Here is a 24,978-nt window from a genome sequence, read left to right as displayed (position 1 = left end):
GTAGATGTCATGCTATTCGCTGGCGCTTACCAGGCTGCGACCATGGAATCGCCGTATTTTTCCGTAATGAACTGCTTCACTTCATCGGATTGGAATGCTTTAACCAGTTTTTGGAATACTGGTTTGTCTGTCTCGCCTTCGCGAACAGCGATAATGTTGACCCATGGAGAATCTTTCGGCTCCATGAAGATCGAGTCACGGGTCGGAACCAGACCTGCATCAATCGCGAAATTCGTATTGATGACGGCTGCTGCCATGTTGCCCAGGGACTTCGGAATGAAAGCTGCTTCCAGCTCTTTGAATTCCAGGTTTTTTGGATTTTCTGCGATGTCCAGAACCGTCGCTTTTACGCCTACGCCTTCTTTCAGCTTGATCAGGCCAGCGCTCTCAAACAGGATCAGTGCGCGTGCGCGGTTGCTCGGGTCGTTTGGCAGACCTACGAGATCGCCTTCTTTCAGTTCGGAGACGTCCTTGATCGTCTCGGAGTACATCCCGATCGGGAAGTTGATCGTGTCAGCCAGCTTCACGATTTTGGTACCGTGGTTGGCATTGAACTCTTCCAGGTACGGAACGTGCTGGAATGCGTTGGCATCCAGATCGCCGTTATCCAGCGCTTTGTTCGGCAGGACGTAGTCGTTGAACGGAACCAGTTCCAGCTCCAGACCGTCTTTTGCCGCCACTTCCTTGGCTACTTTCCAGATCTCTTCTTCGGCACCGCCCATAACGCCGATTTTCAGCGTTTCTGTCTGGCCTTCTGCTCCAGTGCCAGATGTATTTTCCGGAGCGGCTTGCTGACCACTGCCGCAAGCAGTCACAGTCAGAGCCGTGACGAGTCCTACAACGAGGGTAAGAATTGATTTTTTCATGTTTTTCCTCCACTTATCTATCTTTATATCCGATTGGTTTACTACGGCTTTTATTATCTCCATCTTTCGTTGAACCGTCAATCTTTTTTTCAAGAAGAAGCCGAGAGAATACAGGAAAACGCTTTGTGTGCAAACTGGGCAGGCTGTCTGTCCAGCATCAGGACGACGAAGCCCTCCTCTTCGCGCACTTCATACGTCTTGAGGGAAACGTCAGGAGAAAACACCGCTTTTCCTGTTTTCAAATTGAACTCCCAGCCATGCAGCGGGCAACGAATGATTTCATTGTGGTGGCCGTACACGTATTCATGCGGCTTGGACGGCAGCATCGTACCCACAACCGATCCGTACAGCATCGGCACTCCCTGGTGGGGGCAGCTATTGCGGAAGGCATAGCACACACCCTCTGCGCGAATCAGGCCGATCTCCACTCCGTCTACTTCCAGGAGCTTTCGCCCTCCCTCGGGCAATTCCTCTACAGGGCAGACGAGCAGGCGATGCTTCTCTTTCATTTTCATCCGGACCTCCCCCTTTTCCCTAAAACCGGAACGCTTCCAGCGGATTGTCGTAAAAAATCTTTTGCTTCAGTTCTTCCGGGAAGTGGAGAAATGCCCGATCCAGCTCGTCCCCGTCCCAATGCGGATAGTCGCTGCAATACAGCAGCATGTGCTCCGCTCCGATCATGTGGATCAGCTCGACAAGATCCTTGGGGCGGCTTGGTTCTTCGATCGGCTGTGTGCCGAAGCGTATATTGCGGCGGATGTATTCGCTGGGCAAAAGCTTCAGCCACGGTACTTCGTGTCGAAGCGCCTTCCAGTTCTTGTCCATTCGCCACATCGTCGGGGCAACCCAGGAAAATCCGTACTCGATGAAGTTTACCTTCAGGTTGGGAAACTGCTCAAATACCCCGTCACATACCAGGCTGATCACATTTCGCTGACCGATCAGCGAAAGTGCGGTATGCCATTCCATATAGGTCGAAGCCGGTCCTACTCCCGCAGCAGCGGCGTAATCCCCTGTGCCTTCCGCATCCGGGTGCAGCACGATCGGCAAGTTGTAAGCCTCGGCGATCTCGTAGATCGGCCAGTAATGGCGTTTGCCCAGCGGGATGTTGACGCAGTGCAGATTGATTCCGACGATTTCCGGCCGCTTGCCGATGCGTTCAATCTCTTTGACCGCCGCCACCGGATCAAGCGGTGTGACTTCCATCGTCATGCGGTAGCGGGGATCGCTTTTGATCCACTTGTCATAGAGCCAATCATTGGCAGCCGATGTGTACTTATCCGCCACTTCAACATTGTGAAAGGCAGCCATCGTCCCGTGGCCGATATTTAGAATACCATATGTGGCATGGCAGCGATCAAGCAAATCCTGGGCCAAAAATGCGGGATCGCTTCCGGGAATGTCGCCATTGGGCGGAAACGCATCCGCACGCAGCGGAACAGGCAGCGGATTGGCGTACGGAGAAGCCGGAAATTTGAACGAACCGCTGTTTTGCTTGGCCAGTGCGCCTTTGGCAAACTTGCCGATGTTCATATACTGCTGAATCGATTCATCCAGGTACGGAACCAGTTCGTCAAAATTGCTCAAAACCGGATGGATGTCGCAGTCGATCAATCCACTTGTTCTTCTGGATTGCGATACCATTTGGATCACCCCTTCATGGAGCCAAAATTATGATAACGATCATAAAATGAACGCGTTCATAACAACAGTATCGCGCGAATCGATAGCAGGGTCAAGACGAAAAAAGGGCACTCTCCCCAATTGCCAAAAACTGCGGCAGAAAGCCCCTATCATCGCTAGTTATAGTGTGTTCATTACCGTTCGGATATACTTCATCGTCTTTTCCGCGGCTGCATCCGGGTCAGGATCACGCCGCTTGTTCAGTACGGTTGTCATCATTCCTTCCCAGATCAATACCGCCATTTCATTTACTTCTTCGATCCGTTCATCGGAAAGCGAGCGTTCCTTTTTCGCCAGTTCCAACAGCGCTTTGCTGCGAGAGGTCAGGTCCGGATCGTACAAGAGCGGCTTGATCTCCTCGGGAAAGCCGATCAAATCGCTGGAGTAGATGGAAAAGTAGTGCTCCAGCATCTCCTGCGGCTTTTTCCCCAAGTCGGCAATAAACAGGGCGTGATAAATGTCCGGCTTGGCAAAAGAGTGTTTGCAAAAGCACTCCCAGCTCAGGACGTATTTCTCCACATACGTGTCGCCCTTTGCCAGATACAGGGGCAGCTCTTGCAAATAATCTTTCACCAGCCGCATGGAAGCGAAATAAATAAGATGGGACAGCTCTTCAAAGTAGTTGTAGATGGTCGAGCTGGTATAGCCGGCGCGATCACCGATTTTGCGGGCACTCACATGTGCCAGGCCTTCCTCCTCGATCAGCTCGACTGTGGCATCGACAAAATACTGGAGCATCCGTTTTACTTGTATCTCTCTTCTGGCCATCCGCCTTCTTCCTCCGTTCATCTGCCGTACGCATCATTCCTTCCATTATAACGTATCACGCAAACATTCGCTTTCCACGCCAGTACCCCAAAAAAGCTGCCAATCATCCAACCTGCTGCACGCGCAGCAAATCCTGAAGAGATGGCAGCTTATTTCACTATCAAAAATTCATGTGCAACCCGGGACAGCCTACCCGTTCCGCTTGCGCCGCAACTGGTAGTACGTTACCGCCAAAGCAAGCGCAAGTACCGTCCCTTTGACGATGTCGTAGGCGTAATAGGGCAAATTGAGCATCGTCATCCCGTTGAGCAGCACACCGATCAGAATCGCCCCGACGAACGTACCGAACATGTTCGGCTTGCCCGCGCCAAAGACGGAGAAACCGACGAAGGCCGCCGCGACAGCGTCCATCAGCATGGTGCTGCCGCCACTCACCTGCCCCGTACCGATCCGCGCAGCGAGCAACAGTCCGCCCAGCCCGGCAAACAGTCCGGACAGCACATACGCCAGCGTCCGGTAGCGATTGACCGGAATCCCAGACAGGCGAGCCGCCTCCAGATTGCCCCCGACCATGTAGAGCATCCGTCCTTGTCTGGTGTACGTCACGTAGATATGGGTGATGACGACGAGCAAAAACGTCAGGATCACAGGGACAGGCAGGGACAAAATCTTCCCTTGGCCCAGCCACAAAAACCAGTCGGCAAATTTGCCCGGCGCCATCGTCCCGTCCTGCATCGGCATGTTCGTATAAATCGAGTAGCCTTTCGAATAGGTCATGTGAATTCCGTTGACGATGTACATCATCGCCAGCGTCGCCAGCAGGTCGGGAATGCGGACTTTCACGACGAGAAAGGCGTTGAGCAGTCCGACCAGCAGACTGAGCAAAATCGGCACAGCCAAAATGACGAACGGTCCTTGCTCATACCAGACCATCATCGAAGCGACCGTTACCGTAGTCAGCGATACGGTGGAACCGACAGACAGGTCAAAGCCCCCGACGATCAGCGAAAAGGTGACGCCAATCGCGACAAACGTGACGATCGAGATCGAACGCAAAATATCGGTAATGTTGTCATAGGTAAAAAAGTACGGATTCGTCAGGCTGAAATACAAAATGACAATGACGATGACGGCGACAGTTCCGTATTTGTAGACGAGATCGAACAAACTCCATTTTTTTGCTGTTTCCACATTACTCACCTCCGCTGGCGTAATACATGATTTTCTCCTGTGTCGCCTCGTTGCGCGCGAATTCCTTGACGATTTTCCCTTCGCACATGACGAGAATCCGGTCGGCGATCCCGATTGCCTCTGGGAACTCGCAGGAAAAATACAAGACGCCCTTGCCTTGTTCCGCCAGCCTGCCGATCAGCCGGTAGATGTCGCTTTTTGCCCCGATGTCCACACCTTTGGTCGGCTCGTCAAACAAAAACAGCGATGCCTCGGTATCCAGCCATTTTCCGATCGCGACCTTTTGCTGGTTTCCGCCGCTGAGCGAACCGACCAACAAATTGCTGTCGGCTGTCTTCACGCCTACCCGTTTGATCAGCTCGTTCGCCTGCAAGGTCTCCAGGCTGTTGCGCACGAACCCGAATACCGACCATTTGGCGAGCGTCGCGACGGACAGGTTGTGCTTGACCGACTCCTCGACAAAAATGCCTTCCTTGCGCCTTTCCTCCGGCACGAGTACGATGCCCGATTCCACTGCTTGCTTGGGAGAGCGCACCTGCAGCTTCTTGCCCTTCATCGCCAGCTCGCCCGCCTCCAGCGGGTCCGCGCCGAACAGCAGCCGTGCCAGCTCCGTCTTGCCTGCACCGACCAGGCCGACGATACCCACGATCTCCCCTTCGCGCACGCTCAAGTCTGCACCGCGAACCTTGCCGCCCCGGATACCTTTTGCCTCCAGCAGCAGCTCGCCAATCGGCACCTCCAGCTTGGGAAACTCCTCGGAAAAACTTTTGCCCAGCATATGCGAGATTACTTCGTCCATATCGGTCGACTGCGTCTCCCCTGTAAACACGCGCTGTCCGTCACGCATCACTGTAATCCGGTCGCAGATTTGAAAAATCTCCGGCAGGCGGTGAGAAATGTAGATAATCCCTACACCTGCTTGTTTCAATTGATCGATGATGCGAAACAGCCGCTCGCTTTCCCGTGTACTCAGCGGCGCGGTCGGCTCGTCAAAGATGACGAACTTGGCCTGCTGGGCAGCGGCTCGGGCGATCAAGATCAACTGCTTTTCCGACAGCGTACATTCCTCCACCTGCTTTTTGACCGGAATGACAAAGTCAAAGTCCTTGAGAATCGCCTCCGCCTGGTCGTAGAGCTGCTGCCAGCGGATCAAGCCTTTTTCCTTGGAGGCGACCATCTGATCGAGCAAAATGTTCTCCGCGACACTCAGATACGGAATCAGAGCGGTATCCACTTCCTGATAGACGCACTGCACGCCGAGTTTTTTGGCGTCCTGCGGAGATTCGATGCGCACCTGCTGGCCCTCGATGGAGATCGTCCCTTCATCCGCCTGATAGGCGCCGGTCAAAATCTTCATCAGCGTGCTCTTGCCTGCCCCGTTTGCTCCGAGAAGTGCGTGTACCTCGCCCGCCTTCACCTCAAAATCAACAGAGCGAAGCGCCGGGACTCCTGAGAATTGTTTGCTGATTCCTGTCATGTTCAAGTGGGACATGGATACACCCCCTTATAATAGGAAGATTCCCGTCCATTGACGACAACGGCGGGAATCTCCAGTTTTGCACGCGCCTTGCTTATTTACCCCATTCGGTCACGTATTCCGACAAGTCGCCCATCGTAACCTTTTTGTCGGTCGGCAGGTCATCCTGCTTCACCAGCACCGGATTCAACTGCACTTTGTCCGGCACCTGCTCCCCGTTAATCAGCTTGAACACGGTTTCTGCGTGTACACGGCCGATGTTGGACGGGTCTACGGCTGCTGTCGCTTTCCACGGGGAATCGGCTTCCTGCATCAACTGCAAGTCTTCGTCGCTCAGGTCGATACCGTATACTTTGATCTCGGTGCGTCCAGCTTGCTGGATCGCGCGAGTAGCTCCTTTGGCGAATTCATCCCAGGCTGCCCACACCGCAGTAATATCCCCTTTGTTCGGGTATTGGCGCAGGATCGCTTCCATTTGCGATTGCGTGTCCAGGGCGGTGTTGTTTGTCGCGCTGCCGAATGCGGCAATTTCCTTGATGTCCGGATATTTCTTCAGGAATGCTTCATAGGTAATTTGACGTTTTTCCATCGGGGCAAAGCCTGCGACCCAGATTTTTACGATATTGCCCTGACCGCCGATATCTTCAGCCATCTTTTCGAGGCTCAGCTCTGCCAGCTTCTGGTCATCCTGCTCTACGACAGGTACGCCCGGAATATCGATGTCGGTGTCGAAGAGGACCACCGGAATGTTTTTGTCAACCGCTTTCTGTGTACCTTGCTGCAGCGCTTCTGCCGTACCGTGGTCGATCAGGATGCCGTCAAAATTCTGGTTGACTGCTGCATCCAGATTGGAAGCCATTTTCGACAAGTCAGTATCGGCATTGAATACGGTCAGTTGGCCGCCGTTTCTCTCTACTTCTGCTTTCACGCCGTTGATGTACTGGGCGGAGAAAGTACCCACGTTTTGGCGCATGACCAGCGCGATTCGCTTGCCTTGTTCTTCGGCTGGCGCGGCGCCATCCCCGCCTGCTCCGGTGCTGCTGCCTCCGCTGCCGCCGCTTCCGCAAGCCGTCACCAACAGGGACAGCCCGACGACCAAGGAACTAATCACACTAAAACGCTTTTTCATATCGATTTACCCCCTATTATTCGTTCTCTGTACCGCAGGGAAGGGAAAGTACCGCGCAAAAAAGCCTCTTTCATATCAGAAAGAGGCTTCAATCAGCTTGATCTTCACCTCTTATCTGCCAGGCAAGTCATACGCTCACCTGTAGGAATTAGCACCTTGGCACGCAGTGTCGTCGACCGCACGTGCTAGGTTGCCGGGCTTCATAGGGCCAGTCCCTCAGCCTTCTCTGGATAAGAGAAACAGTATTTTTTGAACCTTCATACCAATCTATACAGAATATAAGGGAAAGCGTATCCCGCTGTCAACGGCTAACTTCATTTTAACAACTAGTTACAATATTCAGAAAGAGATTGCCTGTTTTGTGTTGAACTAAATTGGAAAATCGTTATATTCTGCGCAAAAAACGGTGATGCCTCGTGCCAATTGTAAAAGAAGTGATCCTGCAACTATCGTTCACCCTTATTCCCTTTGTCTTTTTCCACCTCTATTACCGCGACAAGGCCACCAATTACAGCCGGCGCTTCATACTCGGCACCAGTACTCTCTGCCTGTTTTTGGCGATGAGCTTCTCTGCCAGCGTTGTCGAAGGCATCATCTTCGACATTCGCTACGTCGTGCTGTTCTTTGCGCTCGTCTTCGGCGGCATCAAAATCGGACTGATCGTGATGGCGGAATTTATCGCGTATCGCATGTACCTGGGCGGGGAAGGAGCTCTGGCAGGTATTCTTATCGTGATCTACAACTTTTTCCTCTCCATTCCCATCGCCAATCTGTACCGGCAGCATCGCGGGGCTATGGTGACGCTTGTGGTAGGCATCTTTTTCTCCATCGAGCCGCTGATTCTGACCTATTTGTTCTTCCCGGACTATGTGATGGAACATTTCCTGTTCCACATTTCGGTCATTCCTGTGCAAAATTGTCTCGGCACCTGTCTGCTGCTCACGCTATTCAAAAAGTCAGCAGAAGAGAAAAGCGTGTTTTTGCAACATGCCCAGAACGAAAAAATGACGACGATGAGTCATGTCGCGGCTTCTCTCGCTCACGAGGTGCGCAATCCGCTGACGACCGTAAAAGGCTTTCTCACCCTGATTAAGGAAACGCCGGACGATACGGCCAAGATCAGCCAGTACATCACCATTTGCCTGCATGAAGTGCAAAGAACCGAGTCCATCTTGTCGGAATATCTCTCCATTTCCAAACCGATCACCGCCCGGAGCGAACGCGTGAACGTGTCGGAACAGCTCGTGCTGATACGCGAAGTGATGATACCCTTTGCCAATATGAACAACGTCGAGCTGATGCTCTACAAACCAGATACACCCCTGTACGTGACAGCCAACCCGGACGCCTTCAAGCAGGTGCTCGTCAATTTTATCAAGAACGCGATCGAAGCCTGTTCGGATACCCAATTCGGTCGCGTGACCCTGACGCTGCACTCCGTCGATACCGACATCATTCTGGAAATCGAGGACAACGGAATCGGCATGGACCAGGAGCAGATCAAACGCCTCGGCTCCATCTACTTTTCCACGAAAACGTCCGGCACAGGTCTCGGACTTACCTACTCGTACCGCGTGATCCACCTGATGGGCGGACAGATCGCGGTGAACAGCAAGCCAAACGCCGGAACCACCTTCATCCTCACTCTCCCCCGGCAGGCGGAAACCGCGGGATGAGATGAAACCCGCCGCCCTTGCAGATCGTATACAGTTCCATACAAAAAGGGTGAGGAGAGATTGCAGTGATTGAGATGCGCGGGGGGAAAGACCTCAAGTATTCCAGTGAATTGCCGGCGTGGAGCAAATATGCGCACGCCGCGCTGTTTGCCTTTTTGGGACTCGTCTGTCTGGCCTTTTTGGGCGCAGGATTGTACATGCTGACAGTTGAGGATAACTGGACGGTCTCTCTTGTGTTTTTCCTTTGCTTCGTACTTTTCATCTGGGTGATCTGGTTCGGCTCCCGCTTTCTCAAGCTTCAGTATACGTTTCTCGTACAAACGGAACTGCGCGAAGACGGCTATTACACGCTGGTCATAAACCGCAAGACCGGAGAAAAAGAGGAAAATCTGATTTCCTTTTCGCAAATGAGCGAGGTGCTGATCGGGAGGCTGACTCGCTATGTTTCCGTCGCTGGTCAACATCACCGAGGATACTACGCCAATGGCGCGAGAATCATCATGGTCTGGCGCGACGAGCAAGGCCGGACGCAGTATGCCATGTTTTCCGAGAACAGACAGGACTATCTGGATCAATGGATCCATCGCTTCTACGAACAGCAGATACCGGTGTATACCACCGAGGAAAATCTGAACCGCGTCCAGCACACCCACCTGCCGGAGGCATATGAACAGATTCCAAAGGACGCGCACAGTGGAAAGCCGTTCTTTCGTACCGACTTCCGTACGAATGATACGGCGGCTGACTGGCAAAGCGAAGGAATGAGAAAACAGGAGGCCGTCGAGCAGGCGCGTAACGATGCAAAATTCTTCCGTCCGGTCTTTCTCGCAACGATCGTATGCAACTTCCTGGTCGCTTGCTTGTGGATGCCGCACTGGCCGGTTGAAGACGGCGTATTCAGTGACAATGCCCCGACCTTCCTGATCGTGCTGCCCAATATTTTTTTGATCGTGTGCTCACAGTCGTACTGGCGAAAACGTACGAAATGGTACCGTCCGCTGCTGGATACGCTCATCCTGCTCGCAGTTCAGACCTGCGGCATGGCAGCCTCCCTGCTCTACCGGGATACATCTGCCACTCATTTTGAAGCTCTGGCAGTCGATGCAGTGGCAACAGGCATCTTTTTGTGCATTGTTTTTTTCGTCATCCGCATCGCCACTCGCAAGCGGAAAGTCCCACAGGCAAAATAGTCCTCTCCCTGCATAGCAGACGATATTGACAGCAAAAAGCGGTTATTGCTATAAAAAAGAAAGAATAGCACTCAAGGAGACAGAGTGCTAACCATGCTGCTATACCTGTCCATTCATACCCCAATCTCGATTCTGGAAGGGAGAGCGAATGTTTTTCTATGGAAAAGAAGCAGTTTCAAGCCGAATCCAAGCGACTGCTGGAGATGATGATCAACTCCATCTACACGCAGAAAGAAATCTTTCTTCGCGAGCTGATTTCCAACGCCAGCGACGCGATTGACAAAATCTACTACAAGGCCTTGAGCGACGACAGTCTCGTTTTTGACAAAGATCGTTACTACATCAAGGTGATTCCCGACAAGGCAAACCGCACGCTGACCATCCTCGACACGGGGATCGGCATGACCCGGGAAGAGCTGGAAAGCCTTTTGGGGGTCATCGCCAAGAGCGGCTCGCTCGCATTCAAGCAGGAAAATGAGGCAAAGGACGGGCACAACATCATCGGTCAGTTCGGCGTCGGCTTCTACTCCGCCTTCATGGTGGCAGACGTGGTTACGGTCATAAGCAAAGCGCTGCATGGCGATGGCGCGTACAAATGGGAGTCCTCCGGCGCAGACGGCTACACGATCGAGGCGGCGAAGCGCGATTCCGTCGGCACGACGATCACCCTGAAAATCAAGGAAAACAGCGAAGAAGAGAACTACGACGAATTCCTCGACGAATACCGTCTGCGGGCGATTATCAAAAAGTATTCCGACTTCATCCGCTACCCGATCAAAATGGATGTCACGAAAAGCCGGCTCAAGGAAGGCAGCGACAGCGAGTACGAACAGTACCAGGAGGAACAGATCATCAACAGCATGGTTCCGATCTGGCGCAAAAACAAAAGCGAGCTGACCGACGAGGATTACGAGAATTTTTACCGCGAAAAGCACTACGGGTTTGACAAGCCATTGAAGTCCATTCACATCAGCGCAGACGGGGCTGTCGTCTATCAGGCTGTTCTCTTTATCCCGGAAAACATCCCGTTTGACTACTACACCAAGGAGTATGAGAAAGGGCTCGAGCTGTACGCCAATGGCGTGCTGATTATGAACAAGTGCGGCGATCTGCTGCCCGACCACTTCAGCTTCGTGAAAGGGATGGTAGATTCCGAGAGTCTGTCGCTCAATATCTCCCGCGAGATGCTCCAGCATGACCGCCAACTGAAGCTGATCGCCAAAAATATCGCCAGCAAAATCAAGAGCCAACTGCAAACCATGCTGAAAAACGAGCGGGACAAGTACGAGCAGTTTTTCAATGCGTTTGGCCGCCAGTTGAAATTCGGCGTCTACAACGATTTTGGCAGCCACAAGGACGTGCTCCAGGATCTGTTGCTCTTCTACTCTTCCAGGGAGAAAAAGCTGGTTACCCTGGATGAGTACGTCTCGCGGATGCCGGAAGAGCAAAAGTACATCTATTATGCGACCGGCGCGTCGATTGAGCGCATCGAGAAGCTGCCGCAGACGGAAGCCGTCGCGGAAAAAGGCTACGAGATTTTGTACCTGACTGAAGACATCGATGAATTCGCCATCAAGATGATGCGTACCTACAAAGACAAGGAGTTCCACTCCGTATCGAGCGGCGACTTGGGGCTGGAATCCGAGGAAGAGAAGAAGGATACCGAGGCGCAGAACAACGAGAACAAAGAACTGTTCGACTACATGCACAGCCTGCTGGAAGGAAAGGTTACAAAGGTCCAGGCGTCCAAACGGCTGCGCAGCCATCCCGTCTGCCTGTCGACGGAGGGCGAAGTGACGATCGAGATGGAAAAAGTCCTGAATGCGCTGCCCACGAACCAGAATGTTAAAGCGAACAAAGTCCTGGAAATCAACCTTCAGCACAAAGTATTCCAGTCGCTCAAGGACGCTTTCGAACACGACAAGGCGAAGCTGAAACTGTATACCGCTCTCCTCTACAACCAGGCACTGCTGATCGAAGGGCTGCCTGTGGAAGACCCGGTGCAGTTTACCAACGACATCTGCGAGATTATGGTGTAAGAGATGCCATGCACGCCTACAAGCGAAAAAAGCCTTTGCCCTGCTGACAGGGTAAAGGCTTTTTTCAATCCGATTACACGAGCGCGCCCGCTTCTTCCTCTTTTGGATTTGGGCCGTACTGGTTCGAACCTTTGCTGTCCTGACACAAGAATACGAGCAAAATAATCGCACCGATGAGTGGAATCAGCGAGATCAGAATCCACCATCCACTTCTGCCGGTATCGTGCAGTCTGCGAATCGTAACCCCCAAAGAAGGCAACAAAAGAGCAAGGGAATAAATGCCAGTCAAAACTTGTGTAAGACCGATCAGGCTTTCCAAAATGTACAGAATCAGATAACCAATTGCGTAAAACAATGTATACATCCAATACTCTTTACGTCGTGCTCGACCACCAAAAACCGCATAATCCTTAACGACTTTCAGAAACCATTGCATGCCAAAACACCTCCTTCCAAACCATATAATTACAGTTACTGCATCATTCTACCATTATAATTAATAAAGAAAACCCAACTTTAGTCTTAATTTTCCATAAAATTTCATTTACTTTCTGTAAACAAAACCTGCCGCCCGTCCTTTAGTTGGACGGGCGGCAGCAGTTGTTCGCCAACTCATTTGCGGTTATTTGTCTTGCATATCCTGTCCCATACGGCAATTGAAGAACTTCGCTTAGGCAACGACAATCTCAAGCCTGCGAAGCGAACTAGCCGGCTCACTCTTGCCGTTTTTTCCTATGAGTAAAACAGCGTACAGACAAGCTAAAAAGGGGGCGCTCTGTACGCTCCGTTTTTGCCCCTACGGAAAAATGCACTCCTTATTAACTAGTTCGTTAGTCCCGGTATTTTGGCAGATGCTCCCAACAGTCAGCGTGCCTCCTTCGACGCAATGCGCAAAGCTGTACGATACAAAAGCTCTGTTCCCAGCGCGATGTCTTCCGGTGCAGCATATTCCCGGGGATTATGGCTGATTCCGTCGCGGCAGCGGACAAAGATCATTCCGTAGTCGCAGACATAGGAGAGGGCAAGTGCATCGTGGAATGGACCGCTCATCAGCTCGGGCGCTGCGACTCCGAGCGCACTGCACTCCTCCCGCATGATCGCCTTGATCCATTCTGCACAGTAGCGGGGATCGCTGTTCGTATCCTCGGTGATCGTATAGGTCAGTCCGCCCTCCTGCGCCGCCCGCTCGATGGCTGCCCGCAGCTCCTGCTCCCGCTGATTGCGCCGCTCCAGATCAATATCGCGAAGATCGACGGTAAACCTCACGCGTTCGGGAATGATGTTGCGCGAGTCCGGGAAAATTTCCAGGTGCCCGACAGTCCCCACAGTCGGAGCTGACGGATCGGTGCCGGCAATCTCATGCAGCGCGGTGATCACCTTGGCTGCGCCAAGCAGCGCGTCCTGCCGCATGTTCATCGGAACGGAACCGGCATGGCCGGCGAAGCCCTCCATCTCTACTGTCCACCATAGCGGACCGGAAATTCCCGTGACGATTCCGAGTGGTTCCCCGCTCTTGTCGAGGATCGGTCCCTGCTCGATGTGCATTTCCAGGTACGCACCGATACTGCCGTCCGGGTAGCGGCTCTCCTCCAGCTTTTCCGGATCGCAACCGAACTCTCGCAACGCCTGCCTGCGCGTCACGCCGTGTTTGTCCGCTCGCTCAAGCTCTTCCGGTTCCAGACGGCCGAGGATGCCTCGTGAGCCAAACAATCCTTTTTGAAAGCGGCACCCCTCTTCATCGCAGAAAGATACGATCTCGATTGTCCGCCGGGGAGTGATCCCCCGCTCTTTCATCGTCTGTACGACCTCCAGCCCGCCCAGGACGCCGATCGGACCGTCGTAGCGGCCACCGTAGGGCTGGGAATCAATGTGCGAGCCGATCATCAGGAGCGGCTCCTCCGGGTGCGTTCCTGCAAACCGTCCGATCAGATTGCCAAAGTGATCGATCCGCGTTTCCAGTCCCGCCTCCTCCATCCAGCCCCGGACCAGTTCCACGCCAGCCCGGTCCTCCGGCGACAAGGCCAGCCGACATACGCCCGTCTCCCCGAGTTTCCCGATCTCGGCCAATGCCTTGATCCGCTGTTGCAGCCGCTCCTGGTTGATCGCAAACGAACCTGCTTGTACGCTCATGCCTCCACGCCTCCTGTCTTTTTGATAGACGCATTCTCTGCTGGTCATGCTCACACCCACCACAGCGCCTCTCCCACAATCGTATTCAACTCGTCTCGCTCGTAGTAGGAGAATTCCACCATCATTCGGCCACTCCCTTCCCTTTCCGGCATGACAAAAAGGAAAGCACCCAGCGATAGAGGCGCTTTCCCGTTTTACCATCTCATCGAAATCATTGATCATGCGATCCGGCTCGGGTGCCGTTACTTCCAGGACTGCCATGCACTCGGCCATCTTGATCCTATGTTTTTGCTCATCCGCCCGCTGCGGCGACGGAAGATGGCACGAACTGTCCGGCCTGTTCCCAATCCTCCTGCCATACGGTCATAACCGGAGCGGTAACTTGCGGGTCGTCGGTCAAAATCGCGTGTTCCCGGGCTACGAACAATTCCTCGTACGTCCAGGCGCCGCTGCCCATCAGGACGCGTGTGCGGTCGAATATGGCAATCGCCGTGTGAAGCTGTCCGCTGTGGCTGCTGACGCTGTTGAATGACTCGACCTCGACCCCTTTTGCTTCCAGAAAGCGGACCGTCTCCCGATTCTCGGCAGCAGCCGCATCGATCAGGAGGCGTACGCGGACGCCGCGCTGCGCTGCATTGGCTACGGCGGTAATCGTCTGAATGTCGGTCAGGCGTGGAACTTCCAGTTCGATCGACTCCTTAGCCCCGTCCAGCTCCTGCCAGAGAAGACTGGCAATCGCCGGCGTGTAGGCGACGACGGTACGTCGAGGTGTAACCGGCGTGCTTCGGGGCTGTTTGCCCTCTCTCCCGATCAGTTCCAGCGCCGCCTGCAAATCGACGTAGCCTTTTCCGGCGTCTTGCGGAGATTGGAACAGATCACGCGCTCCATCCAGCAGTGCCGCCTTGAGCTCGTCTGGCGTCAGGCTCGGCTTGGCCTGCAGCAGGAGAGCTGCCGCACCTGAGCAGATCGGAGTGGCCATCGACGTGCCGGAGAGAGAAACATACTGCTGGTCGACCCTTCGACTCGGATAAGCCCTGTCGATTGTTGATCCGGGGGAGCGCAGCGAGATAATGTTGACGCCCGGCGCGACAATATCCGGCTTGACCAGACCGTCGATCGTCGGGCCACGGCTGGAGAATGTAGCGATACTATCGTCTTTGTCGCTGATGCTGTTGCGGTCATCGGTAGCGCCTACGGTGATCAGCAGCGGATGAATGGCAGGTGTTCCGATCGTACCTGCACTCGGTCCTTCGTTGCCTGCTGCGACGAAGACAGCCAGCCCCGCTTTCCACGCCTTTTCCAATGCCTGGCACAGCGGATCGTTGCGGTACGACTCATAGGCCGGACCGCCCAGGGAAAGAGAGAGGATGCGGATGCCAAACGTGTCCCTGGATTGCAGGCACCATTGCACGCCGTCGATAATGTCCGAGACGGAGCCCTGTCCGCTGGCGTCCAATACCTTGACGCCGACTACAGATGCTTCGTAGGCGGGGCCTTTGTATTTGCCGCCGCTCGCTTTACCGTCGCCGGCGGCGCAGCCTGCTACATGCGTGCCGTGTCCGTTATCGTCATAAGGGTCTTTTTTTCCTTGAATCGCATCGTAAAAGCCGACGAGTCTGCTTTTCAAATCACTGTGAGGGTAAATGCCGGTATCGAGAATGGCGATGGTCACTCCCTTGCCGGTCAGACCGGATTCCCACTCCGGAATGGCTCCGATCGTCGGAGCCGCTGTATCCAGCAAGGCATGCATCGTGCGGTCGAGGTGAATGCGGTGAATGTGGTGATGGCTGGCAAGCTGCCCCAATGCACCGAGCGGCACGCGTACGACTTTGGCGTCGATAATGGGCAGCTCCTTGACGACCGTGCAGCCGACATTGGACACGAACTCGTCCAGCGCAGCCGTTCCCATCGTGTCGAGGTCAGTCTTGCGCTGCAGCAGAACGGTGATCTCCTGGTCGTCCCCTGTCGCTTGGGAAAGATGCTTTTTCAGCGGGTCGTCGCATTTGTGAAGGTGTTGACACAAGGCTTTGTCCATTTGATACATCCCGAACAACCTCCCTTGTCAATCGCATATTTCATACTGCTTGACAGCAATATACCATTTTTTTCTAGTTTCGGACTAGGGTTATGGGGACTATTTTTGCGAACGGACTTCCCTGAATCGAAAACACCGCTCCCCCGTCGGAATGTGACAAGGTTGCGGTGTTGATTTGCTTTATTTGCAAACTAAACGATAGCCTGCTTACATTCCCCCGAACAGGTATGGCAGGACGTCGAAGTGTCGCAGGAACAGCACGACCAGAATGACGAGCGGGAAGACGCGCAGCCGCTGTATCTTGTCTTTTGCCAGAAGAAAAAACAGGATGATTGCTGAAAAAATCGCGAACGCCTTGGTGATGTCGTACGCGTACCAGAACGAAAATCCGGTCGTGATCAAAAACCCGATTGGCGTGGCGGCACAGAGCGCAGCGACCCAGCCTTTGCCCATGCTGAACCAGACGAGGTACCCTGCTACCAGTGATGCAACCGCGATAATACCCCAACGGGTAAAGTAATAGTGCGGAAAAAAACCGAACAGCCACATCGAGTAGAGATAGTAGGAGAGCAACATTCCCCCCAGAAAAAGAAACACCTTCAGCGCCCCGATTCGCGGATTGCGACTCCAGGCGGCGATGATCGTAGCCAATAAGACCCATATCGCCAGGTCGGTGGTGATACTGCTGACGATGTTCCAGACACGTCCGATGCCCTCGCTCGACGGGACGGTGTCGCTGTATTTGGCGATGATTCCGAACAGCATCCCGATGCCCAGGGCAAGCAGTGCCTGTCCGATATTGTGCAGGACGGGGCGCGGCGTCGATTCTTCTTTTCTGATTTTGTTCAGTGTCTTTTTGATCGGCAAAACGTGACCTCCCTCTTTCGGCTCCTTGCTCTTATGTATGATTGTATGATTAAACGATACTTTCTGACAAATGCGCAAACAAAGAACCCGCCGGAAGCCGCTTTGCACAAGCAGCATTCCATGCGGGTTATTGATGGTGCAGGCAATTCGTTGATTGGACGATTACACCCGGAAACCTTTTGCAACCTCTTCCAGTCCGTTTGACTGCTCGTGCAAGGCTTCCGTCGCCGAATGCATTTCCTTCGCCATCGCTGTCTGTTCCTCGATCAGCGCCGCGACATTTTGGGTGTGCGCATTCATTTGTTCATTGAAGGCCACCAGCTCCGTAACCGATTTGGCGATCTCCTGCGCACCCATATTGGCTTCCCGAACGGTCTGATTCACCGTGCCGATGCCCTCCGCTACCTGTGTCACATAAGAGAGGATTCTGTCAAAGCCTTCCCCTGCTTCTTTTACCACTTCGGTACCCTGAAGGACGGATACACTGCCGTTTTTCACTGTCTCCCGGCTGCGTTCGGATTGCTCCATGATGCTTTCAATAATCGATTTGATCTCCTCTGCCGACTGGGCGGATTGCTCTGCCAGCTTGCGAACTTCCTCCGCTACGACGGCAAAGCCTCTGCCGCTCTCGCCAGCCCGTGCCGCCTCGATCGCGGCGTTCAGTGCCAGGAGGTTGGTCTGCGAAGAAATGTCGGTAATGACCGTGACGAAGTTGCCGATTTCTTTGGTGCGGTCATTCAGGTTCTCGATCACATCCTGAATCTCCAGGACAGATTCCTTGATCGATCCCATCTGGTTCATTGTTTCTTCAATGTTGTGTCGTCCTTCGATACTGGCATCTTTCGCTTTGACAGCCAGGTCGTTTACGGTGCTGACATTGGTGCTGGCTTCCGCGAAGCTGGCTGCCAGCTCCTCCATGTACCCGGATATATTTTGCAGATTGTCCGCCTGCTGATCCGATCCCTGGGAAACGTCATCGATCGAAACGGCAATTTCCGTAGATGCGGTGTTCAACTGGCTGGCTCCCTCGGATAGCTGGGCAGCCGACTTTTGGACAATCACGGCGGATTCCTTCACTCGCTGCATCACGCCGGACAGGCTCGCGATCGTATTGTTGAGCGAGTGCCCCATTTGCGCCAGCTCGTCGCTTCCCGATATGTCTACCCGTTTTGTAAAGTCACCTTGTCCCATGAATTCCATCGTCTCGCGAACGTGGTTGATCCGCTTGGTGAAACTCGATGCAATCCAGACAGAAACCGTAGTGACGAGGACAAGGCCAATCAGAAGAATCAGTGCGGTAACATTTTTGCTCTCCTCCGATGCCTCGTAGAAGGAATCGTAGTAGGAGCCCATGACCAAGACCCAATCCCACTCCGGAAAATAACGCAAGTAAGAGATTTTCGGACGCGGTTCCGTCTCTCCCGGATTCGTCCACATGAATTCATAAAAGCCTTCCTTCTGGGTGTACATATCACGGCTGACGTTGACACCAAAATCGTTTGGCTTGTCGAGAATTTGTCCTTCCAGCTCCACTTTCACGTGCATGACCGTGCGGATTTCGCCATTGACGGCAAAGAAGTAATCATCCGTGCCGATTCGCGGTGAATCTGCGGGGATATCGCGCACATCGCCGTTGATTTCCCCGTTCAGGGCGACGCGAAACATATCCTGTGCCTCTTCTTTGCTCAACTTGCCGCTTTGCACCTGCTGATCCAGTGTATGAGCGAGGATGTATGCCGCGTCTCCCAGTGATTTCAAATGCGCTTTGTTGGCGTTGACCAACGCGTCTTTGGACAAGTAGTAGTTGATGATCCCCAAAGCGAGCAACGGCAAAAGTGAAACCAACAAAAACGAAACGAGCAGCTTCTTTTTCATGGATGGTTTCAGCCATTGCTGGATAACTGCTTTCAACCGGATCCCTCCTCTTTTCTCCTGTATTTTACTGGAAGAACCTGTTTATTTGCACAAAAACGAGACGTCTCCCAGGACGTCAAATTTTCCAACGACATAGTCGCCTTGGGCAAACATCACAGCTTCCGTGATCGCGCCGGACAGGATGACTTCCCCGGCGCGCAGCCCTCCGCCTTTTCGGGAAAGCATGGCAGCGAGCATGGCAATGGAGCGGGCCGGATGACCCAGGACTGCTGCGCTCGCGCCAAACGCCTTGCTTTCTCCGTTGAACAGCATGGTAGCTCCGATCAGGTCGAGCTCCAGTTCGGACGGCTTGATCAGCCGGTCCCCAAATACGACCCGCGATGCCGACGTGTTATCGGCGATCACGTCCGGGAGGGTAAACTTGAAGTTTTCATATCGGCTGTCGATGATCTCAAGCGCCGGCAGTACGTAACGGGTAGCCTCTAGCACCTGTTCGATCGTCACGTCCGGTCCTTCAAGATCCTTGTCCAGCACAAAGGCAATCTCCGCCTCGGCCTTGGGATGAATCAGCTCGTCAAAGCGAATGGTTCCTCCATTGGGAACGACCATGTAATCGAAGACGTAGCCGAAAATCGGTTCTTCCACGCCCATCTGCTTCATTTTTGCCGCACTCGTCAGCCCCATTTTCGGACCGATTACCCTGGAGCCGTTTTCCACCTTCAGCTTGACGATCTCTGCCTGAATGTCGTACGCTTCATCCACAGTCAAGGACGGATGTTGCAACGTGATGCGCGGCACTTCCTGTCGGTTTCGCTCCGCGCTTTCCAGAAAACGTGCAAGTGATGTGAGCTCTTTTGCTTCCATACGGATCTCTCTCCCTCCCACTTTTTAGTCGCGGCCCTTGCTTAACGCAGCCGCTACCTCGACGATCATGTCTTCCTGTCCGCCGACCGCTTTGCGCTTCCCGATCTCTACGAGAATATCGCGCGGGTCCAACCCGTATTTTTTCGCCGCTCTTTGCGCATGGAGCAAAAAGCTGGAATACACGCCTGCGTATCCAAGCGTCAGGCTGCCCTTGGTAATTTCCTGCGGCGCAGGCAAAATCGGTGCGATCACCTCTTCTGCGACATCCATGAGCTTGTACAAATCGACGTCTGTCTGAATACCCAGACGGTCCAATACTGCCACCAGCACTTCCGTCTGCGTATTGCCTGCTCCGGCTCCCAGGCAGCGAATACTGCCATCGATGCGGGTCGCTCCTTCTTCGATCGCGACCAGGCTGTTGGCTACCGCAACAGAGAGATTGTTGTGACCGTGGAAACCGACCTCGACCTGCAAGTGTTGCTTCAGCGCACGGACCCTTTCACGGACGTCATTTGGCAGCATTGCCCCTGCGGAATCCACGATGTAGACGATATCTGCCCCGTAACTCTCCATCAGTGCCGCCTGTTCTACCAGCTTCTCGACGGGAGCGAGATGCGCCATCATCAAAAAGCCGACGGTCAGCATGCCCAGTTCTTTGGACAAGGCAATGTGCTGCGCGGAAACGTCCGCTTCGGTCACATGGGTAGCAATCCGCGCCAACTTTACGCCCATGTCTGCTGCCCTGCGCAAGTCGCGCTGTGTGCCGATGCCCGGAAGCAGCAGTACACCGATTTTCGAAAACTGGCATACGGACAAGGCTGCCTCGATCAGCTTCCATTCATCTGTGGCCGATCGCCCGAATTGCAAGGACGAACCGCCCAACCCGTCACCGTGGGAAACCTCGATGTAGGGAATCCGCGCCTCATCCAGCCCTTTTGCCACTTTTGCGACTTGCTCCACCGTATATTGATGGGCAAGCGCATGACTTCCATCCCGCAACGCGACTTCTGTAATGATGATTTCCGGCTTTGTCGTCATATGCTCCTCCCCCTCCTTACAGCGTCTTCGGTGCTGTCTGTTTTTTTACAAGTTCCTCTGCCACTTTCACCGCTGCCGCCGTCATAATATCCAGATTGCCGGCGTATTTGGGCAGATAATCTCCGCTGCCTTCCACCTCCAGGAGGATGGTGACGATGCTGCCTTCAAAAATCGGTTCCGTCACGATGCGATACCCGGGTACGTACGACTGCACAGCAGCCGCCATTTCATAGATGGACGCCCGTACTTCTTCCTTGTCGTAAGCTCCTTCAATCTCCACATATACGGTATCCCGCATAATAATCGGCGGCTCCGCCGGGTTGATAATGATGATCGCCTTGCCTTCTCTGGCCCCGCCAATCTGTTCAATCGCTCTCGCTGTTGTCTCGGTAAATTCATCGATATTGGCCCGGGTTCCCGGACCTGCGCTTCTGCTGGAAATGGTCGCCACAATCTCCGCGTATGCGACCGGGGCTATGCGGCTTACGGCGTACACCATCGGAATGGTCGCCTGTCCGCCGCACGTAATCATGTTTACGTTCCCTTTGGACAGATGCTCGCCCAGGTTTACCGTCGGCACGACAAAGGGACCGAGTGCTGCCGGTGTCAAATCGATGACCGTCTTGCCTGCTGCGCGCAGGAGTTGGTCGTGGCGCGCGTGTGCCTTTGCAGAGGTCGCGTCAAACACGAGATCAGCCAGCTCGGGCTGCTCCAAAAAGCCGTCAATACCGGTGGAAATGGCTGTATACCCTTTCCGGCTCGCATGGCGCAAACCGTCCGATTGAGGATCGATGCCTATCACCGTCGTCAGCTCCAGCACTTCGGAACGACCCAGCTTGATCATCAAGTCTGTGCCAATATTCCCCGAGCCGAGAATCGCTACTTTTCTCTTTTCCATCCAGTTTCCACTCCTTATTCTGTCTACTCTGTGAAGCGAACGCCAACCTCTCCCAGGTGCGCAAACCGGGCGACGCAATGATCCCCGGCGGATACAGCGACCGCCGCCGACAGTGCTCCCGACAAAATGACTTCTCCTGCCTTGAGCGAAATGCCGTATTCGGACAACTTGTTTGCCAGCCACGCCACACAATTTGCGGGGTGACCGAGAGCAGCACTGCCTACTCCGGTATTGACCAGTTCGCCATTTTTGTAAAGCGCTACGCCAAGGTTAGCCATATCTACCTCTTCTACCCGCAGCCGGTTCTCGCCGAGCAGATACATTCCCGATGAGGCGTTGTCGGCAACAGTGTCTTCCAGCTTGATCTTCCAATCCTGAATCCGGCTGTCAACGATCTCAAAGGCAGGCACGATGTAGTCCGTCGCCAGCAGCACGTCGAGGGCAGTGACAGAAGACCCTGCCAGGTCACGCTTCAAGACAAATGCGATCTCGGCTTCAATTTTGGGCTGCATCAGCTTTTGCATGGAGATTTCGCCGTGATTGCGGCATTCCATACTCTCCAGCAAAAAACCGTAATCGGGCTGGTCCACGCCGAGCAGATGTTGCATCGCCAGCGAGGTCAATCCAATCTTTTTCCCGGTTATTTTCTGACCGCCCTCTACTTTGTCCCGGATGTTGATCAGTTGGATCTGGTAGGCATCCCGCACACTCATCCCCGGCTCCATGGCCGTCAGCGGGGCGATTCCGGCTTTCTCCTTTTCGGCTGTGCGCAGCAATTGTGCAAGCTCCTCGCAACGGTTGACGCTCAAATAATCAGTCACAGGGGTTTCTCCTCCTCCGGATGCAGATGATTGCCTTCTATTTTTCGCTTTTCAGCTTTGTTCCGACAGCAAAACGGTTGGGCGGCAATTCGGTCACCAACACCCGGACAGTTTCAATCGGCGCATTCAATGTTTCCGAGACCGTTTCTGCTACTTTCCGGATGCAGTTTTCCACCACTTCGTTATCTCTGCCTGCTACCATCGTAATCTGAATGATCGGCATGTCTGTCCACTCCTTTCGTTATGCAAATGCAATCGGGCGAATTGGCGAGCCGGTCGCTCCGACAATTCGAATCGGCAGGGCGACAAAGGCAAATTCATATTGTTTGTTCTGGCTCAACTCTTCCAGGTAGAGGTTTTCGATGATCGAGATGCCATTGCGGGCAATCAGGATCATGTGAACCTCCAGCGTAATGTTGTCGTGATTCATCACTTCGAACGCAGAGGTGTCCGAGCCGACGCAGAACGGTTTTTGTTTTGCCAGCCACTCTCCGGCGCGCACACCCGGACCAGGGGCTCCATCGTGTCCGCCGAGGTATTTGGCTGCCTGATCCCACCATTTGCCCCAACCCGTGCGCACGAGAATCACATTGTCCTGCTCGATGGCAGTGCCTTGCGCCTGGGCTGTTGCGATCAAGTCCTCTTCGGTAATTTCATAGGCTTCATCCAACGCATCCACACCTTTGTACGCCGCCACGTCGAGCAGGACGCCGCGTTTGAATATCGTCCCGATTTGCTCGGCACCCAGTGTTTTGAACAACTGTACCCCGCGCTGCGCCTCTGCCGCTTCTTCCCCGCTGAACAGCTTGCCGTGCTCGGAGACGTGGCACAATGCGTCGATATGTGTACCAGAGTGTGTGCTCATAACGATCATTTCATTGGAGGAGCTGTGACCACATTCGCGGATCACATCTCCGTGCCGGTTATTGAGCGTGATGTGGTAAGGGGGATGAGCCGGATGGATCGGCATCCCCTTTACTACTGGCTGGCTCAGATCAAATTGCTGCATGGATGAGATTTGTTGAAGCAATACTGGAATGTTGCTCATACTCGATTCCTCCTTCTATCCGCTTACACAAGCTCTTTATTTCTCGTTTCCGGCAAGAAGACCATGACGACCACGGCCGCCAGGAGAAAGAATCCACTCGTTACGAGCAGTGCCGAGGCAAGACCTTGGGTCACTGCCAACTGTCCGATAATAAACGGAGCCAACGCACTGAGCGCCCGTGCCGCATTGTAGATAAAGCCCTGGGCTGTAGCACGGATTCCGGTAGGGAACAGCTCGGCAAACGTCGGTCCGAAGCCGCTGTAAAAACCGGTGCCAAAGAAGGCGACTACAGGTCCAAAAATCAAGAGCAGTGTCACATCGTCAATCAGCATGTACAACGGTACGCAAATGGCGGAAATGACGAAGTACAGGGCAAACGATTTTTTCCGTCCGAGCCAGTCCGCCACGTAGCCATAACTGAGAAAACCGAGCCACGCGCCAAACTGCATCACGATAATCCACATCCCGGATTTCACGACATCGAGTCCGGGGCCGCCTTCGCTGACAGGTGTTGCCAGGTAGGTCGGAATCCAGGTAAACAAGCCCCAGTATCCAAGCATTGCAAAACCGGTAAACAGCAAGCAGATAATCGTATTTCGTTTGTGGGCGCCAAACAATTGCCCGACAATCTCTTTAAAAGAGTAGCGTTTTTTCTGGGCTTGCCAGACTTCAGACTCCGGCGTATGCTTGCGGATCCACAAGGTCAAGAGAGCGGGCAATACACCAACGAAGAAAACGCCTCTCCAGCCCCACACAGGTACCACGATCATGGCGATGAAGGCAGCCAGCGCATACCCGACTGCAAAGGAGCTTTGGACAAATGCCATTACCTTTGCCCGGTGCTTCGCCGGCCAACTTTCCGTTACGAGGGCGGCTCCGGCAGACCACTCCCCGCCAGTACCCAGACCGACGAGAATACGGAATACTAACAACTGCGTGAAAGTTGTGGAAAATCCGCACATAAGGCTGAACAGGGAATAGACCAGGATACTGTACAGCATCGATTTCGTCCGGCCGAACTTGTCCGCGACAAATCCGAAGATAATCCCCCCGAAGGCCGAGGCAATCAAGGTCGCGGATGCGATGGTCCCTGCCATCGAGGAGTCAAACTGGAATTCCTGAATGACGTATACGATGACCATGGAATACAGCATCAGATCCATGACGTCGAGAGCCCAACCCAGAAAGGCAGCCCAGAGAACCTTCCACTGCTGCGGGGTGGCCCCTCTCCACCAAGGTCCATCTGGCACTGTCGTCTCTTCCTTCGAATCATTCATGTTGTTTTGCGGATTCGTACTCATTTTCATCCCCCCTATTGGACATGACCACATGCAAACTGTTTGTGCTCGCATATGCGTAAACGCTTACATGGTGTTTTATAAC

22 protein-coding genes and 1 riboswitch are annotated in these 24,978 nt (G+C 53.8%); of the genes, 3 read left to right on the top strand and 19 right to left on the bottom strand.

All coding sequences use genetic code 11. The annotated features are described in order from the left end of the window. Positions 1-26 precede the first annotated feature (26 nt). From ACAF76_RS02420 to ACAF76_RS02390, 7 genes are all read right to left on the bottom strand, one after another. Positions 27-866, bottom strand: coding sequence for a MetQ/NlpA family ABC transporter substrate-binding protein (locus ACAF76_RS02420; RefSeq protein WP_400162457.1), 840 nt, complete (start codon positions 864-866; stop codon positions 27-29). Positions 867-955: 89 nt separating this feature from the next. Next, entirely contained in the window at positions 956-1,381 is a 426-nt protein-coding gene (locus tag ACAF76_RS02415; RefSeq protein WP_400162456.1) for a Rieske (2Fe-2S) protein, read from the bottom strand. 19 nt (positions 1,382-1,400) lie between these two features. Next, positions 1,401-2,510, bottom strand: a complete 1,110-nt coding sequence (locus ACAF76_RS02410) for an amidohydrolase family protein (protein ID WP_400162455.1) — start codon at positions 2,508-2,510, stop codon at positions 1,401-1,403. A gap of 159 nt (positions 2,511-2,669) precedes the next feature. Next, on the bottom strand, positions 2,670-3,317 hold the full coding sequence (locus ACAF76_RS02405) for a TetR family transcriptional regulator (RefSeq protein WP_400162454.1): 648 nt from the start codon (positions 3,315-3,317) through the stop codon (positions 2,670-2,672). Between the two features lie 189 nt (positions 3,318-3,506). Next, entirely contained in the window at positions 3,507-4,508 is a 1,002-nt protein-coding gene (locus tag ACAF76_RS02400; protein ID WP_400162453.1) for an ABC transporter permease, read from the bottom strand. 1 nt (position 4,509) lies between these two features. After that, a complete protein-coding gene (locus tag ACAF76_RS02395) occupies positions 4,510-6,000 on the bottom strand; it encodes a sugar ABC transporter ATP-binding protein (RefSeq protein ID WP_400162452.1) in 1,491 nt (496 codons plus the stop codon). A gap of 79 nt (positions 6,001-6,079) precedes the next feature. Then, a complete protein-coding gene (locus tag ACAF76_RS02390; RefSeq protein WP_400162451.1) occupies positions 6,080-7,114 on the bottom strand; it encodes a sugar ABC transporter substrate-binding protein in 1,035 nt (344 codons plus the stop codon). A gap of 108 nt (positions 7,115-7,222) precedes the next feature. After that, a riboswitch (SAM riboswitch) is annotated at positions 7,223-7,351 on the bottom strand. 179 nt (positions 7,352-7,530) lie between these two features. Between ACAF76_RS02390 and ACAF76_RS02385 the strand changes: the two genes are divergently transcribed. The 3 genes from ACAF76_RS02385 to htpG all read left to right on the top strand — a co-directional run bounded on the left by ACAF76_RS02385 (position 7,531) and on the right by htpG (position 12,019). Then, the gene (locus tag ACAF76_RS02385) at positions 7,531-8,790 is read left to right on the top strand and encodes an ATP-binding protein (protein WP_400162450.1); all 1,260 of its coding nucleotides are present in this window, start codon (positions 7,531-7,533) and stop codon (positions 8,788-8,790) included. A 65-nt stretch (positions 8,791-8,855) separates the two neighbouring features. Next, positions 8,856-9,980: a hypothetical protein gene (locus tag ACAF76_RS02380; protein ID WP_400162449.1), complete on the top strand. Its 1,125-nt coding sequence runs from the start codon at positions 8,856-8,858 to the stop codon at positions 9,978-9,980. Positions 9,981-10,138: 158 nt separating this feature from the next. After that, positions 10,139-12,019 carry a molecular chaperone HtpG gene (gene htpG, locus ACAF76_RS02375; RefSeq protein WP_400162448.1) on the top strand — a complete coding sequence of 627 codons (1,881 nt, stop codon included), beginning with the start codon at positions 10,139-10,141 and terminating at the stop codon, positions 12,017-12,019. Positions 12,020-12,092: 73 nt separating this feature from the next. On the opposite strand, the gene ACAF76_RS02370 is transcribed toward htpG, so the two are convergent. The 12 genes from ACAF76_RS02370 to ACAF76_RS02315 all read right to left on the bottom strand — a co-directional run bounded on the left by ACAF76_RS02370 (position 12,093) and on the right by ACAF76_RS02315 (position 24,896). Continuing rightward, positions 12,093-12,455: a DUF805 domain-containing protein gene (locus tag ACAF76_RS02370; protein ID WP_400162447.1), complete on the bottom strand. Its 363-nt coding sequence runs from the start codon at positions 12,453-12,455 to the stop codon at positions 12,093-12,095. A gap of 428 nt (positions 12,456-12,883) precedes the next feature. Then, positions 12,884-14,149, bottom strand: a complete 1,266-nt coding sequence (locus tag ACAF76_RS02365) for a M20 family metallo-hydrolase (protein ID WP_400162446.1) — start codon at positions 14,147-14,149, stop codon at positions 12,884-12,886. 292 nt (positions 14,150-14,441) lie between these two features. Then, positions 14,442-16,193, bottom strand: a complete 1,752-nt coding sequence (locus tag ACAF76_RS02360) for a S8 family serine peptidase (RefSeq protein ID WP_400162445.1) — start codon at positions 16,191-16,193, stop codon at positions 14,442-14,444. 198 nt (positions 16,194-16,391) lie between these two features. After that, on the bottom strand, positions 16,392-17,051 hold the full coding sequence (locus ACAF76_RS02355) for a hypothetical protein (RefSeq protein ID WP_400162444.1): 660 nt from the start codon (positions 17,049-17,051) through the stop codon (positions 16,392-16,394). 162 nt (positions 17,052-17,213) lie between these two features. Next, positions 17,214-18,962, bottom strand: a complete 1,749-nt coding sequence (locus ACAF76_RS02350) for a methyl-accepting chemotaxis protein (protein ID WP_400162443.1) — start codon at positions 18,960-18,962, stop codon at positions 17,214-17,216. Between the two features lie 45 nt (positions 18,963-19,007). Then, entirely contained in the window at positions 19,008-19,790 is a 783-nt protein-coding gene (locus ACAF76_RS02345) for a 2-keto-4-pentenoate hydratase (protein ID WP_400162442.1), read from the bottom strand. A 24-nt stretch (positions 19,791-19,814) separates the two neighbouring features. Then, positions 19,815-20,828, bottom strand: a complete 1,014-nt coding sequence (dmpG, locus tag ACAF76_RS02340; protein WP_400162441.1) for a 4-hydroxy-2-oxovalerate aldolase — start codon at positions 20,826-20,828, stop codon at positions 19,815-19,817. A 16-nt stretch (positions 20,829-20,844) separates the two neighbouring features. Further along, the gene (locus tag ACAF76_RS02335; RefSeq protein WP_400162440.1) at positions 20,845-21,726 is read right to left on the bottom strand and encodes an acetaldehyde dehydrogenase (acetylating); all 882 of its coding nucleotides are present in this window, start codon (positions 21,724-21,726) and stop codon (positions 20,845-20,847) included. 23 nt (positions 21,727-21,749) lie between these two features. After that, on the bottom strand, positions 21,750-22,547 hold the full coding sequence (locus ACAF76_RS02330) for a 2-keto-4-pentenoate hydratase (RefSeq protein WP_400162439.1): 798 nt from the start codon (positions 22,545-22,547) through the stop codon (positions 21,750-21,752). Positions 22,548-22,584: 37 nt separating this feature from the next. Then, positions 22,585-22,770, bottom strand: coding sequence for a 2-hydroxymuconate tautomerase (locus ACAF76_RS02325; protein WP_400162438.1), 186 nt, complete (start codon positions 22,768-22,770; stop codon positions 22,585-22,587). Between the two features lie 18 nt (positions 22,771-22,788). Further along, positions 22,789-23,595 (bottom strand): cyclase family protein, encoded by an 807-nt coding sequence (locus tag ACAF76_RS02320; protein WP_400162437.1) that lies wholly within the window; start codon positions 23,593-23,595, stop codon positions 22,789-22,791. Positions 23,596-23,618: 23 nt separating this feature from the next. Further along, the gene (locus ACAF76_RS02315; RefSeq protein WP_400162436.1) at positions 23,619-24,896 is read right to left on the bottom strand and encodes an MFS transporter; all 1,278 of its coding nucleotides are present in this window, start codon (positions 24,894-24,896) and stop codon (positions 23,619-23,621) included. Positions 24,897-24,978 lie beyond the last annotated feature (82 nt).

This window comes from Brevibacillus sp. TJ4, assembly GCF_044627595.2.
In the GTDB taxonomy this organism is placed as follows: Bacteria; Bacillota; Bacilli; order Brevibacillales; family Brevibacillaceae; genus Brevibacillus.
The sequence above is the reverse complement of the archived record's forward strand: the minus strand, read 5'-3'. Positions and strand labels throughout refer to the sequence as shown.

Bases quoted from the DNA above. Each gene is read 5' to 3' on its own strand.
- ACAF76_RS02390 (WP_400162451.1), bottom strand. From the start codon at position 7,114: ATGAAAAAGCGTTTTAGTGTGATTAGTTCCTTGGTCGTCGGGCTGTCC.
- ACAF76_RS02335 (WP_400162440.1), bottom strand. From the start codon at position 21,726: ATGGAAAAGAGAAAAGTAGCGATTCTCGGCTCGGGGAATATTGGCACA.
- ACAF76_RS02360 (WP_400162445.1), bottom strand. From the start codon at position 16,193: ATGTATCAAATGGACAAAGCCTTGTGTCAACACCTTCACAAATGCGAC.
- htpG (WP_400162448.1), top strand. From the start codon at position 10,139: ATGGAAAAGAAGCAGTTTCAAGCCGAATCCAAGCGACTGCTGGAGATG.
- ACAF76_RS02415 (WP_400162456.1), bottom strand. From the start codon at position 1,381: ATGAAAATGAAAGAGAAGCATCGCCTGCTCGTCTGCCCTGTAGAGGAA.
- ACAF76_RS02345 (WP_400162442.1), bottom strand. From the start codon at position 19,790: ATGGAAGCAAAAGAGCTCACATCACTTGCACGTTTTCTGGAAAGCGCG.
- ACAF76_RS02420 (WP_400162457.1), bottom strand. From the start codon at position 866: ATGAAAAAATCAATTCTTACCCTCGTTGTAGGACTCGTCACGGCTCTG.
- ACAF76_RS02370 (WP_400162447.1), bottom strand. From the start codon at position 12,455: ATGCAATGGTTTCTGAAAGTCGTTAAGGATTATGCGGTTTTTGGTGGT.
- ACAF76_RS02410 (WP_400162455.1), bottom strand. From the start codon at position 2,510: ATGGTATCGCAATCCAGAAGAACAAGTGGATTGATCGACTGCGACATC.
- ACAF76_RS02395 (WP_400162452.1), bottom strand. From the start codon at position 6,000: ATGTCCCACTTGAACATGACAGGAATCAGCAAACAATTCTCAGGAGTC.
- ACAF76_RS02405 (WP_400162454.1), bottom strand. From the start codon at position 3,317: ATGGCCAGAAGAGAGATACAAGTAAAACGGATGCTCCAGTATTTTGTC.
- ACAF76_RS02320 (WP_400162437.1), bottom strand. From the start codon at position 23,595: ATGAGCAACATTCCAGTATTGCTTCAACAAATCTCATCCATGCAGCAA.
- ACAF76_RS02365 (WP_400162446.1), bottom strand. From the start codon at position 14,149: ATGAGCGTACAAGCAGGTTCGTTTGCGATCAACCAGGAGCGGCTGCAA.
- ACAF76_RS02325 (WP_400162438.1), bottom strand. From the start codon at position 22,770: ATGCCGATCATTCAGATTACGATGGTAGCAGGCAGAGATAACGAAGTG.
- dmpG (WP_400162441.1), bottom strand. From the start codon at position 20,828: ATGACGACAAAGCCGGAAATCATCATTACAGAAGTCGCGTTGCGGGAT.
- ACAF76_RS02315 (WP_400162436.1), bottom strand. From the start codon at position 24,896: ATGAGTACGAATCCGCAAAACAACATGAATGATTCGAAGGAAGAGACG.